General features: G+C 64.4%; 14 protein-coding genes. 9 read left to right on the top strand and 5 right to left on the bottom strand.

Going from position 1 to position 16,123, the window contains the following annotated elements:
* Positions 1-15: 15 nt before the first annotated feature.
* The gene (locus PSV26_RS16755) at positions 16-1,704 is read right to left on the bottom strand and encodes an NAD+ synthase (RefSeq protein WP_300572267.1); all 1,689 of its coding nucleotides are present in this window, start codon (positions 1,702-1,704) and stop codon (positions 16-18) included.
* Here PSV26_RS16755 and PSV26_RS16750 point away from each other — a divergent pair.
* The 3 genes from PSV26_RS16750 (at position 1,703) to PSV26_RS16740 (ending at position 4,530) form a co-directional block, all read left to right on the top strand.
* Positions 1,703-3,250, top strand: a complete 1,548-nt coding sequence (locus PSV26_RS16750; protein ID WP_300572265.1) for a GNAT family N-acetyltransferase — start codon at positions 1,703-1,705, stop codon at positions 3,248-3,250. The genes PSV26_RS16755 and PSV26_RS16750 overlap by 2 nt on opposite strands.
* A gap of 150 nt (positions 3,251-3,400) precedes the next feature.
* On the top strand, positions 3,401-4,204 hold the full coding sequence (locus PSV26_RS16745; RefSeq protein ID WP_300572263.1) for a hypothetical protein: 804 nt from the start codon (positions 3,401-3,403) through the stop codon (positions 4,202-4,204).
* Complete coding sequence (locus tag PSV26_RS16740) at positions 4,201-4,530, top strand: hypothetical protein (RefSeq protein ID WP_300572261.1); 330 nt, start codon at positions 4,201-4,203, stop codon at positions 4,528-4,530. Before PSV26_RS16745 ends, PSV26_RS16740 begins: the two co-directional genes overlap by 4 nt.
* 15 nt (positions 4,531-4,545) lie before the next feature.
* Here the strand turns inward: PSV26_RS16740 and PSV26_RS16735 are convergent, their stop codons facing one another.
* On the bottom strand, positions 4,546-4,947 hold the full coding sequence (locus PSV26_RS16735) for a hypothetical protein (RefSeq protein WP_300572259.1): 402 nt from the start codon (positions 4,945-4,947) through the stop codon (positions 4,546-4,548).
* 330 nt (positions 4,948-5,277) lie between these two features.
* On the opposite strand from PSV26_RS16735, the gene PSV26_RS16730 reads away from it, so the two are divergent.
* The 3 genes from PSV26_RS16730 (at position 5,278) to PSV26_RS16720 (ending at position 7,591) form a co-directional block, all read left to right on the top strand.
* On the top strand, positions 5,278-6,213 hold the full coding sequence (locus tag PSV26_RS16730; RefSeq protein ID WP_300572257.1) for a crotonase/enoyl-CoA hydratase family protein: 936 nt from the start codon (positions 5,278-5,280) through the stop codon (positions 6,211-6,213).
* Positions 6,214-6,256: 43 nt separating this feature from the next.
* Complete coding sequence (locus PSV26_RS16725; protein WP_300572256.1) at positions 6,257-6,943, top strand: Crp/Fnr family transcriptional regulator; 687 nt, start codon at positions 6,257-6,259, stop codon at positions 6,941-6,943.
* A gap of 267 nt (positions 6,944-7,210) precedes the next feature.
* Complete coding sequence (locus PSV26_RS16720; RefSeq protein ID WP_300520249.1) at positions 7,211-7,591, top strand: hypothetical protein; 381 nt, start codon at positions 7,211-7,213, stop codon at positions 7,589-7,591.
* Between the two features lie 48 nt (positions 7,592-7,639).
* Here PSV26_RS16720 and PSV26_RS16715 read toward each other — a convergent pair whose 3' ends face one another.
* Both PSV26_RS16715 and PSV26_RS16710 read right to left on the bottom strand, forming a co-directional pair.
* Positions 7,640-9,583 (bottom strand): MASE3 domain-containing protein, encoded by a 1,944-nt coding sequence (locus PSV26_RS16715; protein WP_300572698.1) that lies wholly within the window; start codon positions 9,581-9,583, stop codon positions 7,640-7,642.
* A 131-nt stretch (positions 9,584-9,714) separates the two neighbouring features.
* Positions 9,715-10,398: a hypothetical protein gene (locus tag PSV26_RS16710; protein ID WP_300572254.1), complete on the bottom strand. Its 684-nt coding sequence runs from the start codon at positions 10,396-10,398 to the stop codon at positions 9,715-9,717.
* A 151-nt stretch (positions 10,399-10,549) separates the two neighbouring features.
* Here PSV26_RS16710 and PSV26_RS16705 point away from each other — a divergent pair, with 151 nt between their 5' ends.
* Entirely contained in the window at positions 10,550-12,250 is a 1,701-nt protein-coding gene (locus tag PSV26_RS16705; protein WP_300572252.1) for a wax ester/triacylglycerol synthase family O-acyltransferase, read from the top strand.
* Positions 12,165-13,001 (top strand): alpha/beta hydrolase, encoded by an 837-nt coding sequence (locus PSV26_RS16700; protein WP_300572250.1) that lies wholly within the window; start codon positions 12,165-12,167, stop codon positions 12,999-13,001. Before PSV26_RS16705 ends, PSV26_RS16700 begins: the two co-directional genes overlap by 86 nt.
* Before the next feature lie 110 nt (positions 13,002-13,111).
* Here the strand turns inward: PSV26_RS16700 and ppa are convergent, their stop codons facing one another.
* On the bottom strand, positions 13,112-13,657 hold the full coding sequence (ppa, locus tag PSV26_RS16695) for an inorganic diphosphatase (RefSeq protein ID WP_300520239.1): 546 nt from the start codon (positions 13,655-13,657) through the stop codon (positions 13,112-13,114).
* Between the two features lie 232 nt (positions 13,658-13,889).
* On the opposite strand from ppa, the gene PSV26_RS16690 reads away from it, so the two are divergent.
* On the top strand, positions 13,890-16,109 hold the full coding sequence (locus PSV26_RS16690; RefSeq protein ID WP_300572248.1) for a sodium-translocating pyrophosphatase: 2,220 nt from the start codon (positions 13,890-13,892) through the stop codon (positions 16,107-16,109).
* Positions 16,110-16,123 lie beyond the last annotated feature (14 nt).

The following is a 16,123-nucleotide window of genomic DNA, read 5'->3' as shown; positions in this document are numbered from 1 at the left end:
GTGGGGGCCATATATCTAGGCATGAAATTTGTTGGTGACAGGATAGCGCCAATCCTTGCCGAAGCTCCGGTGGGTAACCCGGATGCCTATCGGTGCCTGGCGGCGCTTGTACTCATTGATCTTGATCAGCCGGGTCACGCGTTCGACGACGGCGCGGTCAAAACCTTCGGCCACGATGGACTCTATGCTCTCGTCGTTTTCCATGTAGCGCTGCAGGATAGCGTCGAGCACCTCGTAGGGCGGCAAGCTGTCCTGGTCGGTCTGGTCGGCGCGCAGTTCGGCGCTGGGGGGGCGCGTGATGATGCGCTCCGGGATCGGGTTGCTGCCGGTGCCGTAGGGGTCGTTCTCGTTGCGCCACTGCGCCAGCCGGAACACCGTGGTTTTCAAGAGGTCCTTGATGACGGCAAAGCCGCCCGCCATGTCGCCGTACAAGGTGCAGTAGCCGGTCGCCATTTCGCTCTTGTTGCCGGTCGTCAGCACAATGGCGCCGAACTTGTTGGACAGCGCCATCAGGAACACGCCGCGGATGCGCGCCTGGATGTTCTCCTCGGTGGTGTCTTCCGGCAGGCCCTTGAATTCACCCGCCAATGAGGCCTTGAAGGCCTCGAACTCGGGAACGATGGAAATCTCGTCGTAACGCACCTTCAAACGAGCCGCCATCTCGCGTGCGTCTATCAATGAGATGTCGGCGGTATAAGGCGACGGCATCATCACCGTGCGCACCTTGTCGGCGCCCAGTGCATCGACCGCAATCGCCAGCACCAGCGCCGAGTCGATGCCGCCCGACAGGCCCAGGATGGCGCCAGGGAAGCCGTTTTTCCCGAGGTAATCGCGCACCCCCAGTACCAGCGCGTCCCACAGATCCGCTTCGGCGCTGCGTTCGGGCACCACATTTGCTATCAATTCAATAGCTGACTGCGCACGCTGTGCCTGGGCTACAAACAGATTTTCCTTGAAACTGTCGGCCCGGCCGGCCAGCGCGCCGTCGGCCTGCAGGGCAAAGGAGTGGCCTTCAAAAACAATTTCGTCCTGCCCGCCCACCAGGTGCGCGTACACCATGGGCAGGCCGGTAGCCAGCACGCGCTCGCGCATCATGCGTTCGCGTTCGCCGCCCTTGCCCACATGGAAAGGCGAAGCGTTGATGACGGCCAGCAATTCGGCGCCCGCCTCCTTGGCCAGCCGCGCGGGTTCCTCGAACCAGGCGTCCTCGCAGATCAGCAGGCCGATGCGGACCGCGTCGGCGCCCTCGCCGGCCTCGAACACGCAGACGCCCTGGCCCGGCGTGAAATAGCGGCGCTCATCAAACACCTGGTAGTTGGGCAGCTCGCGCTTGGCGTAGGTGGCAATCACGGCGCCCTCACGCAGCACCCGGGCCGCGTTGTGGCGCTGCTGCACCTCGACGCTGCGGGTGCGCAGGCCGCGGCCACTGTCCCCGTGGGTGGGCGTGCCCACCACCACCGTCAGGCCCTTTAACCCGGCCAGCTCCCGGGCCACCAGATTCACGGCATCATCACAGGTTGCGATGAAAGAGCGGCGCAGAAACAGGTCTTCGGCGGCGTAGCCGCAGATCGCCATCTCAGGTGTCAGCATGAGGCGCACACCGTCGGCATAGGCAGCGCGTGCCGCATCAATGATTTTTTTTGCGTTGCCCGGCATGTCGCCAACGCAGTAGTTCAATTGGGCAACGCAGATGTTGAGAGTCATGAAAAAAGAAAAAACGGTTGGTACTGTGACTGAAAACGATTATGTCATCCGCGTGCTGGATTCGCCGCTGCAGGTGCCGGCCGCCGACTGGAACGCCCTGCTCGTGGCGCAGCCGGGTGACGCCAGCCTGAATCCCTTCATGCGCCATGAGTACCTCGCGGCCATGCTGGAAAGCGGCAGTGCCACCCCGCAAACCGGCTGGACCGCGCGTTTTGTCACGCTGTCGCTGGGTGCGCAGCTGGTCGGCGCCTGCGCGCTGTACCTGAAAGACCATTCCTACGGCGAGTACGTGTTCGACCACGCCTGGGCCAATGCCTACCACCAGCACGGCCTGCCCTACTACCCCAAGGCCCTGGTGGCCCCGCCCTTCACGCCGGTGCCCGGCCCGCGACTGCTGGCGCGCGATGCCGCTACCCGAACGCGGCTGGTCAAGGCGCTGGTGGCCTGGTGCGGGGAAGAAGAACTGTCCTCACTGCACCTGCTGTTTGTCACGGACGAGGACGTAGCCGCCTGCGAGGAAGCCGGGCTGATGCTGCGGCACAACGTGCAATTCCACTGGACCAATACAGCCCCCACGCTTGTCGCTTCGCGTACTGCGCTGCCCCCCGAGGGGGCGCTGCGCCTGCGGCCCGGCAAAGCCGGTTCCGCGGCCCTGGCTGGTAACAATAACGCCCCCACGCTCGGCACTGACGTGTCCTCGCTGCCCCCCGAGGGGGCGCTGCGCCTGCGGCCCGGCAAAGCCGGTTCCGCGGCCCCGGCTGGTGAAGAAGGAGAGGGCCGACCGTTCCGCGACTTCGACGACTTCCTGATGTCGCTGAGCCAGGAAAAACGCAAGAAAATCCGCCAGGAGCGGCGCAAGGTGCAGGAGGCCGGCGTGCGCTTTCGCTGGTCACTCGGCAAAAACATCAGCGCTGCTGACTGGAACTTCTTTTACCGCTGCTACGAGCGCACCTACTACGAACACGGCAATGCGCCCTACCTGAGCCGCGACTTCTTCCAGCGCATGCAGGCCACCATGCCGGAGAACTGGCTGCTGTTTGTGGCGGAGCGCGATGGCACGCCGATCGCTACAAGTTTGATAGCTGTCAGCGCAGGTGGAATGGCCCCCACGCTCGGCACTGGCGTGTCCTCGCTGCCCTCCGAGGGGGCTGAACTTGCTCGGGGCGGCCCTTCGCTGCGTTCGCCGCGGGCTACAGGCCAATTTGACGATACAAATCCGGTCAAGGTTGCCTACGGCCGCTACTGGGGTGCGCTGGAGCGCGTCGACTGCCTGCACTTCGAGGCCTGTTATTACCAGCCGCTGCAATGGTGCATCACCCACGGTTACCAGCGCTTCGAGGGTGGTGCCCAGGGCGAACACAAGATGGCGCGCGCCCTGCTGCCGGTCAAGACCACCAGCGCCCACTGGCTGGCGCACCCGGCCTTTGCCGACGCGGTGGAGCGTTTCCTGGAACGCGAGGGCGAAGGCATGGCCGGTTACATGGAAGAACTGGAGCGGCGCAACCCGTTCCGGCAGGCCGGGCCCGGTGGCCATGCCTCCCCGTGACGCTACAGTATTGATAGCTGTTTGCTCTTTCTCCCATTGGGCCGGAGGCCAATTTGGCGTATAGGCGCAGTTGATTTAAGCTCCTTCTTCCGCCTTGTTGTCCCGCCCCGGGCCCCTCCTGTTTCACGCCCCTTTCGACGACCCTTTTTCATGCTCGACGCCTTCCCCGCCGCACCCCGCCCCGCGACACTTGCCCACCCGCCCACCGTGCTGGGCCGCGCCCATGCGCGGCGCCTGCGCGAGATCTACCGCTCCGCCGGCTGGCCCTGCCAGGACCCGCTGGAAATCGAGTTGCTGGCCGCCGGCCTGCTGCAGCGCGTTGCCGGCCCGTCAGGCCACGAAACCCTGCGCGTGACCGATACCGGCGTCGCCTGCCTGGCCGATACGCTGGTGCGCAACCGTGCGGCCCTGTCGGCGCATGAGGCGCTGGTCGAACGCGTGGCCTGCGAGATGGCGCGCGCCGGCCGCATCACCTGGCGGGCCTTGAGCCTGCGCGCGCAGTTGCCACCACTGGCCGAAGGCGGCGCTGCACGCTGGTGTTTGGTGCGGCCGGACGTGTTTTCGATCCGCAACACCTCGGTGGAAGCCTACGTCGAGCCCGTCGTCCACGAGATCAAGGTACGACGCTCCGATTTGCTGGGGGACCTGCGTCGGCCCGAAAAACGCGGCGCCTATCTCGATTTGGGCGGCGAGTGCTGGTATGTGCTGGGTTGCGACACCAGGGGACGGCCGATTGCCGCCGCCGACGAAATCCCGCCGGAATGCGGCGTGATGCAGCTCGAAGGCCAGCGGCTGGTGGTGGCCCGCGCCGCGCCGCGGCGTGCCCGCCAGCAACTGCCTTTCGGCGTGTGGGTCGCGCTGGCCAAGGCGACCCCCGTCGCCGGTCTGCGCGATGACGAACAGGGCTTGCTGGACGATGCCGACAGCAGCCAACAAGAGAAAGAACCCTCATGAACAAGCCCTCCGGCCCCGGCCATTACGAGGTCAAGCTCGTCGATTGCCCCAGCCTCAGCCCCGACGAACGCGGGGCGGCGGAACTGCGTTTTCGCATGTCGCTTGAATTTTCCCTGGGCGGCCCCGACCAGGTGCTGCCTTCCCTGCAGACCTACATGCTGGTGCAGTCCATCAACGAGGATTTGCCGCTGGACGGGAAGGCGTCCGAAGCCGAGGAGCAGGTCATTGCGCTGTGGGAAAACGCCGAATCCGACGCCATCCTCGCGGCATTTCGCCCCTTGGGCCGCGACATGGGTGAGGCCCGCTTCGAAATCATTCCGCTCTGAGCCCGCCGCGGCCCGTCAGCGCACCAGCAACAGCCCCAGACTGGCCAGCGCCGCCAGACCGGCCAGCCCCACCGCGGCAGCCAGCCACGCCATGCGGCGGCGCTGTGTCTCGATGCGCAGAATCAGCTGCGTGTTCTGCTCGGCCAGCGCCTTGATCAGCTCCGACGATGCGAGCATCTGTTCCTGCAGTTCTTTGGTTGCCGTTTCCAGCTCACTGATATGCGCGGTCAGGGCGGTGATGGCCCGGACCTCGGGCGACAGCGCCGCCTCGGTGGCGTCGGAAACCTGCGCGCTGGCGGAAGGTTTCCTGCCCACCGCGTTCCACAGCTTTTTCGCGCCGGCAGCGACCTTGGGTGCATTGCTCACCACCTCGGCCCAGGGCACGCTCTGCAAAACCGTCAACCAGCCTATCGCCATACAGCCACCTTTCGGGAATCGGTCACACTGACGGCCCGCACCTGCAAGCTGCAGCATTTAAATATCAGGGCCTCACCCTAACATGGCGGCAACGCCCGAAGGGCGAGCCCGCGAAGAAGGCCCACCGGCAAACCGGAATGCAGGCTTGTGATCCCGGTATCGCGGGCAAGCTGGCGTCACTTCGCCGTGACAGCCCAGGCCGGCAAGGGAAAACCCCGTGCCTGAGGTGTCATTGCAATGACAACCGGCGCTGCGCGCGCTGACTATAGTGAAAGCAGGCCGCCGCAGCGCAGGCGGGCCAGCCACTGCCCCAACCTTCAGGAGACCCTCATGCCCGCTTTTGACAGTGTGACCATCCACAAGGACGACCAGGAACCCCGCATTGCCCGCCTGCGGCTGAACCGCCCGGACAAACTCAACGCCATCAGCAGCACCATGCCCTCCGACATTCAACAGGCGGTGCGCTGGGCTGAGGCCGACGACGAAGTGCACGTCATCATCGTGGAGGGCGAAGGCCGCGCCTTCTGCGCCGGTTACGACCTGAACGAATACGCAGAAGGGCAGGACCCGGGCAACATCGTGGACGACCACCCGTGCCGACAGGAGAAGACCCCCTGGGACCCGATGGTGGACTATGCGCTGATGAAGCGCAACACCGACGAGTTCATGTCCCTCTGGCGCTGCTCCAAGCCGACGATTGCCAAGGTCCACGGGTACGCGGTGGCCGGCGGCAGCGATATCGCGCTGTGCTGCGACCTGCTGGTGATGGCCGACGACGCCCGCATCGGCTACATGCCCACCCGCGTCTGGGGTTGCCCCACCACCGCCATGTGGACCTACCGCATCGGCGCCATCCGGGCCAAACAGCTGATGTTCACCGGCGACACCATCGACGGCGCCAAGGCGGCCGAATGGGGGCTGGCCAACCTGTCCGTGCCCGCCGCCGAGCTTGACGGCGCCACCCAGGCGCTGGCGCGCCGTATCGCCGGCGTGCCCAAATCGCACCTTGCCATGCACAAACTGGTGGTCAACCAGGTGTGGCTGTCGATGGGCCTGGAGCAAAGCCAGATGTTTGCCACGGTGTTTGACGGCATCACCCGGCACAACCCCGAAGGCATGTGGTTCCGGCGCCAGGCCCAGATGGAAGGCTTCAAAAACGCGGTCGAATGGCGCGACAGTGGCCGGCCGATACCTGAAGGCGACGAGGCCCGCGCCCTAGTGCGCGAACTGGAAGCCAGACTGGCGCAGGCGCGGGCGAAGGTTTAGGCCAGCGCCCTCCAGCCCCCCCGCCCCCTTAAGACCGAGCCACATGCATGATGATCCCCCTCTGAGCCGGGTGCTGGAGCAAACCCCGTGGTACATCACCCTGGAAGAAAAGCAGCAGCAACTCGTACAACGCTCCTCCTCGGAAAAGCTGGTGCCGGCAGGCGGCTTCATCGTGCGTGCCGGCGATCATTCGATTCACTGGATGGGCGTGATCAGGGGCCTGGTGCAGATGTCCGTGATGGGCTCCGACGGCCGTGAAACCACGCTCGGCTGTGTCGATGAAATGCAGTGGTGCGGAGAGGGCTCGCTGCTCAAGCGGGAGCGCCGCCGCTACGATGCCATCGCCTTGCGCCCTTCCCGCATTGCACTGGTTCCGATGGATACCTTCCTCCACTTGCGCGACGTCAGCCTGCCCTTCAACCACTACTTGCAGGATCTCATGAACGCAAGAATGAGCTCCTTCATCGCCACGCTGGAAGCAGATCGCCTGCTCGGACCAGAACAGCGCGTTGCGAAATGCGTGGCCACCCTGTGCAGTCACATGCAGGGCCATGCAGGCGTTGCACTGGACATCACCCAGCACGACCTGGCACTTATCTGCGGCCTGTCCAGACAGCGAACCAACGCCTGCCTGCAGATGTTGGTGCAACTCGGACATATTCGCGTGGAGTTTAAAAGCATCCAGGTGGTGAGGCTTGCGGAACTGACCGCTTACGGCAACGCCGTCTGACAAAGGCGCACCCCCTCTAGATTGAGCTGAATCGGTGGACGGCGACTTTCATGCGCGGTGCGGGTACCGTGCTCAACACAAGCGCCGGTGAGTCTGGCGCAAGCACACCCCCCGCTGAAGCCCTTGGTAATAAAGCACACTGGCTGGCCTGTCAAAAGGCTCTCAGACGGGGACAAAGCCGGACAATCCCCCCTACACTGAGGCATCGACATTTATGCGGGATCTGTCCTCGCGAAAGCCGCAAGATCGCGGCCATGGAAAGGAACCATGATCAATTTCACACCGCAACAATGGCAGATGCTGGTGGCGGCCGGCGCCCAGGAACCCCAGCCTCTTGCCCTTGCCGACCTCAGTCTGCCTTTTGTGTATGACCGGACGATTGGCGTGTTTCACTGCGCAGCCGGGCACCATCGCCTGGCCATGTCACTGCTGCTGGCATTCAGGCACGGCTGCGACAGCGGCATGGAGGTCGGCGAAAAGCTCGGCCTGGAATTTCCGGACGACACGGCCGACCGATGGCTGGAGGAAACGCCTGGCGCGGCCTTTCGCAGTTCCGTCGGTCGCATGGTGCAGGCCGGCAAGCGGGCCAGCCTGACGGTCATTGAAAAACGCTGGCTGGGCGAGGTGGAGTACCTGTTCGAGGACTGACTGAGGCAGACGGCACTTGCCCAGGCAGGCGGTGCAGGGTGCGCCGCCTCAATGCGCCACCTGATCCAGCGTGAAGCGATAGATGGTGCCCCGCCCTGACGTGGACTCGCGCCACACCCGTCCACCGTGCCGGGCAATCACCAATCGCATGTTGTCAAGAACGATGTCGCTGTGCGCCGACTCCCTGGCGGTCCGGAGTGACGGGAAAGCTTCGAGCGCCTGATCGACGGCTGCCGGGTTGGTTTCGGTGCCGTTGTAGCTGACAAAACAGACCATCTCGCCTGCGGGCCCTGACTCAGCGCCCACCCCGATTTCGGCGTTTTTATTGCGTGCCGTGTTCTTCCACGCGGTCCCGATCAGGGTCTCCATGACCAAGGTGATCATGCGCGCGTCGCCTTCGAGCATCACCGGCCGCTGTACCACGGCCTTGACCACGCGCTGCGGATCACGTTTCTGGCAGGACCAGAGCGCCTTGTCGGCCATCGCGGCGATATCCAGCGTCTGCATCTTCAGCGTCGAACGGGACACATCTGCAAATTGAAGCAGCGCGTCTATCATTTCGGCCATGCGTATCGCAGCCGCATGGATTCTGTCCAGGTGGCCTTTCTGTCGCTCATCGAGCAACTGGCTCGCATCGCGCATGAGCAGGCCGGCAAAACCCTCGATGGCCAGCAGTGGGGAACGCAGGTCATGCGCCATCACTTGGGAGAGCCGCTCCAGATCCTCGTAAGCTGACTGCAGCTCCGCGGTGCGATCGTGCACACGCTGCTCCAGCGTCGCGTTGAGGCTGAGGATTTCTTCTTCCCCTTGCCTTTTCGCCGTGATGTCGTGAACAAAGGTGCTGCTCATGGGCCGGCCCCGGCTGTCCGTGTAAGTCGATGAAGATACCTCAGCCAGAAAAGTGCTCCCGTCGCCGCGCCGCAGGGTCAACTCCCCCCGGGCAGAGCCGGTCCTGCTGCGTTCCTCCAGAAAACCTGCCAGCCGGGGGTCGCTGGTCACATCGCTGCGCCCGATGCGCCACAGGTCCTGGCGCGGGATGCCGAACAGGGCGGAAGCCGCCGGGTTGGCCGTGTGAAAGGAGCCATCGGCATTGGCCATCAGGTAGGCATCCGGGGCGTTTTCAAACAGCAGCCTGTACTTTTCCCCACTCTCCACCAGATCAGCGCGCGCACCTTCCAGTTGCCGGTACGGCCCTTCCAGGAACTCGATGAAGATGGCCCGGAAAACAAAGAGGTAGGCCTCCACCTTGATCACGTGACCAAGAACCATGTACTGGTCCTCGAAAGTCGCATACAGGGTGAAACACAGCTCCGACAGGGCCATCAGGCAGGCGGCGGCAAAAAGCGGCACCAGCGGATAGGGCTGCGGCTCGCGCATGCGCAGGTAGAAGCCCGCCGCCGCCGCGAGATTGAGAACGATGACCAGGTACTCCACCGCAATCTTGGTGCCCGTCAGCCCCGAACCCGGAACAAAAAACCAGGTCCTGACGTCCGGTTCGAGCAGCCCGTAAACCGAGACCCCCAACGCAAAAACCAGGCTCCCGCCCAGCAGCCAGTGGCGCTCCTGGTTGCCGATGCGGCGATTCCAGGGCTGGAACGCAATCGCCAGCAAGGCGCCCGCCACCAGCAGGCGTGCTGCCAGGAAAAACGAGATGGACTTGCCGTCTGTGGCCGGGATGATGAAAGCCGGCATGCCCTCGTAGGACAGCAGGTGGACAAAATCAAGAATGGCCACGCCGAAGAAGATGCTGCACAGCAGCGCCACATTGCTGCGGCCCTCCCGCGAGAAGGTGAACCAGCCGGCAGAGAACACCAGCATCGACACGATGATGGACACCGTCTCGAACAGGGTGTGCAAATTCGTGTGGACCGCGGCAGGCAATTCAAAATGCAGCGAGGGCACCAGCACAAAGGCAAGAATCAAGGCAGCGTTGACCAGCCACACGCCGGAAACCAGCGTCAATGGCCGCCGGTATGAAGCGTGGGGAACCATCACGAACCAGCCTCCATGGGACTGTGCCTTTTTACAATCGGTAACTTCAGTTTAAGGCACCGCAGGGCGATGGACTGCCTGCATGAACATTGAAACGCCCAGTCTGATTGATTTGACTCAAGCAGGACAGATCAAAGCTGGCTGCCCCGGGTGGACGAACCGGCCGGCGGCCGGGTCTGCAAGACTTCCCCGGGGAACAACACTTCCACGGTGTAGCCCGGCTCGCGCGACCACTTCTGCTCCTTGATCAGCCACTGCATGACGAACTCGCGGACCGTCTGGCGCGCCGGCTCGGTCACCAGTTGCTGGTAGCCGGCCGACAGCGCGCGTTTTTCCAGCTCGGGCGTGATCGACTGCGCCAGCGCCGCCAGATTGTCCTGCTTGTTCAGGCGCGCCCAGCCGTTGTGGGTGTACATCTGCATGACCGAGGTATCAAAGGCCACAGGCAGGCTGGGCTTGATGGCGGGCGCCTGGACAATGCAGGTCTTGCCGCGGATCACCACATGCCACTCTTTGGCCAGGGCGATGTGGTAGCGGTAGTGCACGGGGGCCTGGATGTGCGACACCGTCGTGCCAAGGTGAAGGCCCCAGAACTCCCGGGTGTCCGACCGCGTAAACCGCTCCTGGGCAATCACCGTGGCCACCTCCAGCAAACCGCCCTCGGTGCGGATGACCACTGGAACCTCGGGCGCCATCACGCTGGTTTCGATGCGGGTGGTGGTTGCGGGATAAAAGTGCCAGCCGGCCCAGGCCATCAGCGCCACCAGGACCACGACAAGCAGGGCGGCACCGGAAAGTCGGGTCTGGGTGGGCATGGTGTGAGGCGTTCCTGCGGGCTGGGGCCAATGGGATTCCATTATCTGCCGCATCGGGCCGGTCCGGCGAAGTGCCACTGCAAACCCTAGTGTCGAAGTGCGCCCCGTCAGGTTAAGGTCTGTCCAGCAAGAACTGCCACAGACACGACCCATGACAACCCTGACCGGCCTGGACGCGACCTTTCTCTACCTTGAAACACCCGAGATGCCCATGCATGTGGGCTCGCTGAACCTGTGCGAGCTGCCGGCGGGTTTCCGGGGCAGCTTTCACAAGGCCGTCAAAAGTCACATCGGCAAACGCATGCACCTGGCGCCGGTGTTCAGCCGCAAACTGGTTTTCATGCCGCTGGACCTGGGCCATCCGCTGTGGGTGGAGGCCGACACCGTGGACCTCGGTTTTCACATCCGGCGCGCCGACCCGGCCGGCAAAGGCACGGCACCGATGACGCTGGCCGCCGTGCACGAGCTGTGCGCAACATTGCATGGCGAGCCGATAGACCGCCGCTTTCCGCTCTGGGAGTTCTACGTATTCGACCGCATCCAGTTGCCGGACGGCAGGCGGGTGGCCGGTTTCTTCTCGAAAATCCACCACGCCGCGCTGGACGGACAAGGCGGTGTGATGCTGGCCAACGCCATGCTGGACGTCGGCCCCGAGCCGCGCGAGGTCGCACCGCCCGATCCTGCGCGTCGCCGCAAGCTGGAGTCCGACCTCAAGCTCGGCAAGATGATCGGCTCGGTGTTTTCCAGCTCGCTCGGCCAGCTCGCCAAACTGGCCAGGAGCCTGCCCTCGGCGGCCAGTACCCTGGGCAGCACGCTGGCCCGGCACAGCGTCGCCAGCACGGCATCGGGCGCGCGTCCCGCCATGCCCTTGAAGCTGGCACCCGCCACGCCGTTCAACACCGGCATCACCGCCGAGCGCGTGTTTGTCACCGCCACCCTGCCGCTGGCCGAATGCAAGGCCATGGGCAAAGCCGTGGGCGGCTCGCTCAACGACATGCTGCTGTGGATCTGCTCAACCGCATTGCGCGACTACCTCAGGCAGCACCACAGCCTGCCGAAAAAGTCGCTGGTCGCCGCCATGCCCGTGTCGCTGCGCGAAACCGGTGCCAGCGTCGCCAGCAAGCTCGGCAACCAGGTCAGCATGAGCCTGGTGGAACTGGGTACCCACATCACGCATCCGCTCAAGCGCATGAACGCCATCATGGCGTCCACCGGCAAGGTCAAGACGTCCCTGCAAAGTCTCAAGGGCCTGCTGCCCACCGACTACCCTTCCCTGCTGGCGCCCTGGCTGGTGGGTGGCGCGGCCAGACTGGCGCTCAACGCCTACGGCAAAAGCGGCATGGCCACGCGCCTGCCGATGGTGGCCAACCTCGCCATTTCCAATGTGCCCGGTCCGCCGGTGCCGCTGTACCTGGCCGGCGCCAGATTCCTGACCTTTCATCCGCTGTCGATCGTGATGCACGGCCTGGCGCTCAACATCACCATCCAGACCTATGCCGGGCATGTGGACTTCGGCATCATTGCGGGAAAACAGGCGCTGCCGCACGCGCAGGACCTGGCACGCGCGATTGAAGACGCGTTCAATCAGGCCCGACTGCTGCTGGCCCCGTCCCCACCCCCGGGGGCTGCGGCGGTGAGTCCCCGGGCGCCCCGGGCGTCTGTCGCACAGGAGACGACTTCAGGGAAGTCTCCCTCTGTGAAGCGGGCCCGTCGCCCCAATACTGCAGCAGTCAGAAACAACAACGCCAAAACCAATGCACACCCCCATGGCAAGCACCCCACCCCGGTCTCCAGCGCGAAAAAGCCCAGCCGACAAAGCGCGGCAAAGCCCGCACGACGGGCCGGCACCTAGCGCCTGGCTGCTGGCGCTGGAGTTTCGCGCCTTCTGGGAGTTTGGCGCGTTGCTGCCCGCGTGGCCGCTGCTGGCCAGGGCGCCCCGTGGCGACACCCACAGCGTGGTGGTTTTCCCCGGCCTGTCGGCCAGCGACGGCTCGACCATGCCGCTGCGCCGTTACCTCGATTCGCTGGGCTACCAGACCAGCGGCTGGGAGCAGGGCTTCAACTTCGGCCCGCGTGCCGGCGTGCTGGAGGCGGCGCGCACGCAGGTGCGGCGCGCGTTCGAAGGCAGCGGCCGCAAGGTCAGCCTGATCGGCTGGAGCCTGGGGGGCGTGTACGCACGCGAACTGGCCAAGGAACTGCCGCACATGGTGCGTGGCGTGATCACCCTGGGCACGCCGTTTGCCGGCTCGCACCGCTCCACCAACGCCTGGCGCATCTACGAGCTGGCCAGCGGTCGCAAGGTGGCGCGCGAGAGCGAGAACTACGACCTGCCCGCCGCGCCGCCGGTGCCGACCACCAGCATCTATTCACGCAGCGACGGCATCGTGGCCTGGCAGGGCAGCATCCAGAAACCGTCGGCGCACAACCCGCAGACAGAAAACGTCGAAGTGGTGGCCAGCCATGTCGGCCTGGGCCTGAACCCGAGCGCCTGGTGGGCCGTGGCCGACCGGCTGGCACAAGCCGAAGGCCGCTGGCAGGCGTTTGAGCGCAAGGGCACGTTCTGGCACGGGCTGATTTACCCGGACCCGGCCCGCGCCGCCTGAACACCGCCAAGCCAAGGAAAAAGCGCCTGCAGCGTGAACTGCAGGCGCTCTTTTTTTGATAGCTGCCGGCGCTTGACTGGCAAGGGCCGAAGGGCTAAAACACTTGAGAATCAGGCGGCTTCGGGGTGCTCTTTCTGGTAATTGGCAATCCCGTCGGTGATTTCCTTGTGCGCCGCTTCCGGGCCTTCCCAGCCCTCAACCTTGACCCACTTGCCGTCTTCGAGGTCCTTGTAGTGCTCAAAAAAGTGCGCAATGGTTTTCAGGCGCAGCGGATTCATGTCTTCGGGCTTTTGCCACTGGGTGTAGAGCGAGCACTTCTTGTCCACCGGTACGGCCAGCACCTTGCCGTCTTCACCGGCCTCGTCGGTCATCTTCAGGATGCCGATGGCGCGGCAGGTCACCACCACACCGGGAATCAGCGGCACCGGCGTGATCACCAGTACATCGACCGGATCGCCGTCGCCGCTCAGCGTCTTGGGCACATAACCGTAGTTGGTCGGGTAATGCATGGACGTGCTCATGAAGCGGTCCACGAAAATGGCACCGGACTCCTTGTCCACCTCGTACTTGACCGGGTCGGCGTTCATCGGAATTTCGATGATCACATTGAAAGCGTCAGGGGCGTTTTTTCCGGGGGTGACTTTATCGAGGGACATGGTCTCTTTGTGTTGAAGTAGTAAAAAGGTAGATGGCTTGATCAGTATTTACCCTCATTTTACCGATTCGGACCTGACGCTTCGCGAACTTGTCACGATTTGGCGTTAAATTTCAAAGGTTGGCCAATCGTCTTGTCTCTACGTAGGACACGAGCAACGAGGAAGCAACGCAGCGGGGGCACCGCTAGCGTGGCGCCCCCTCCAAGCGAAAAACAACGTAGGAGATCTCTCTATGACAGGCAACTCAGCGCTTATTCTTGCGCTCGTCTGCGGACTGGCCGCCGTGGCTTACGGCTTCTGGGCCCGCAGCTGGATTCTTTCCCAGGACGCAGGCAACGCGCGCATGCAGGAAATTGCAGCGGCGATTCAAACCGGCGCCGCCGCCTATCTGGCGCGCCAATACAAGACCATTGCCATCGTCGGCGTCGTGCTGGCGATCCTGATCGGCCTCTTTCTTGACGTGCCCAGCGCCATCGGTTTTGTCGTCGGCGCGGTGCTCTCGGGGGCTTGCGGCTTCATCGGCATGAACGTCTCGGTGCGCGCCAATGTGCGCACCGCGCAGGCAGCCACCCGCGGCATTGGCCCCGCCCTGGATGTCGCCTTCCGCGGCGGCGCGATCACCGGCATGCTGGTGGTCGGCCTGGGCCTGCTCGGTGTGACGGCCTTCTACTGGTTCCTGGTGGGCAACGGCAACTACACGCCCAATGCCAACCTGGCCAGCCTGCTCAATCCGCTGATCGGTTTTGCCTTCGGTTCCTCGCTGATTTCCATCTTCGCCCGCCTGGGCGGCGGCATTTTCACCAAGGGCGCTGACGTCGGCGCCGACCTGGTGGGCAAGGTCGAGGCCGGTATTCCGGAAGACGACCCACGCAACCCGGCCGTGATCGCCGACAACGTCGGCGACAACGTGGGCGACTGCGCCGGCATGGCCGCCGACCTGTTCGAGACCTACGCGGTGACACTGATCGCCACCATGGTGCTGGGCGCCCTGCTGGTCACCAACGCCGGCACCAGCGCGGTGGTTTATCCGCTGGCGCTCGGGGCGGTGTCCATCATCGCGTCCATCATCGGCTGCTTCTTTGTCAAGGCCTCGCCCGGCATGACCAACGTGATGCCGGCGCTGTACAAGGGCCTGGCTGTCGCGGGCGGCCTGTCGCTGATCGCCTTCTACTTCGTGACCACCTGGCTGATGCCGGACAACGCCATCAAGGCGGCAGGCACGCAGATGGCCCTGTTCGGCGCCTGTGCCGTGGGTCTGGTGCTGACCGGTGCGCTGGTCTGGATCACCGAGTACTACACCGGCACCCAGTACGCCCCGGTGCGCCATATTGCGCAAGCCTCCACCACCGGCCACGGCACCAACATCATTGCCGGTCTCGGTGTGTCCATGCGTTCGACCGCCTGGCCGGTGATCTGTGTCTGCATCGCGATCTGGGTCTCCTACACGCTGGCCGGCCTGTACGGCATCGCGATTGCAGCGACCTCCATGCTGAGCATGGCCGGCATCGTGGTGGCACTCGACGCCTACGGCCCCATCACCGACAACGCCGGCGGCATTGCCGAGATGGCGGACATGCCCCCCGAAGTGCGAGCCGTGACCGACCCGCTGGACGCGGTGGGCAACACCACCAAGGCCGTGACCAAGGGTTACGCCATCGGCTCGGCCGGCCTGGCCGCGCTGGTGCTGTTTGCCGACTACACGCACAAGCTCGAAGCTTATGGCAAGGCCATCAGTTTTGACCTGAGCGACCCGATGGTGATCATCGGCCTGTTTATCGGCGGGCTGATTCCCTACCTCTTCGGTGCCATGGCGATGGAAGCCGTGGGCCGCGCCGCCGGCGCGGTGGTGGTGGAGGTACGCCGCCAGTTCCGCGACATCAGGGGCATCATGGAGGGCACGGCCAAGCCGGAATACGACACCTGCGTCGACATGCTGACCAAAGCCGCCATCAAGGAAATGATGATCCCCTCGCTGCTGCCGGTGGTGGTGCCGATCCTGGTCGGCCTGTTGCTCGGCCCCGCTGCGCTGGGCGGCCTGCTGATGGGCACCATCGTGACCGGCCTGTTCGTGGCGATCTCCATGTGTACCGGCGGCGGTGCCTGGGACAACGCCAAGAAATACATTGAAGACGGCAACCACGGCGGCAAAGGCTCCGAGACGCACAAGGCCGCCGTGACCGGAGACACCGTGGGCGACCCCTACAAGGACACCGCCGGCCCGGCGGTCAACCCGCTGATCAAGATCATCAACATCGTGGCACTGCTGATCGTGCCGCTGATGATGAAGTTCCACGGCGGCAATGCCAATGCAGCGCCGGTCACCCCGGTAGCCGCCCCGGCCGGCATGAGTGCACCGGCCACCCCGCCCGTCACCCCGACTGCGCCCGGCATGCCCGCACCGGCGCCTGTGCAGGCACCGGGTGCCGCAGCCACGCCGACACCGGCGAAATAGACGAACCAAGAAGA

Source organism: Polaromonas sp. (assembly GCF_029945685.1).
Classification (GTDB): domain Bacteria; phylum Pseudomonadota; class Gammaproteobacteria; order Burkholderiales; family Burkholderiaceae_C; genus Polaromonas.
This window is presented reverse-complemented; position numbering and strand designations above follow the sequence as displayed.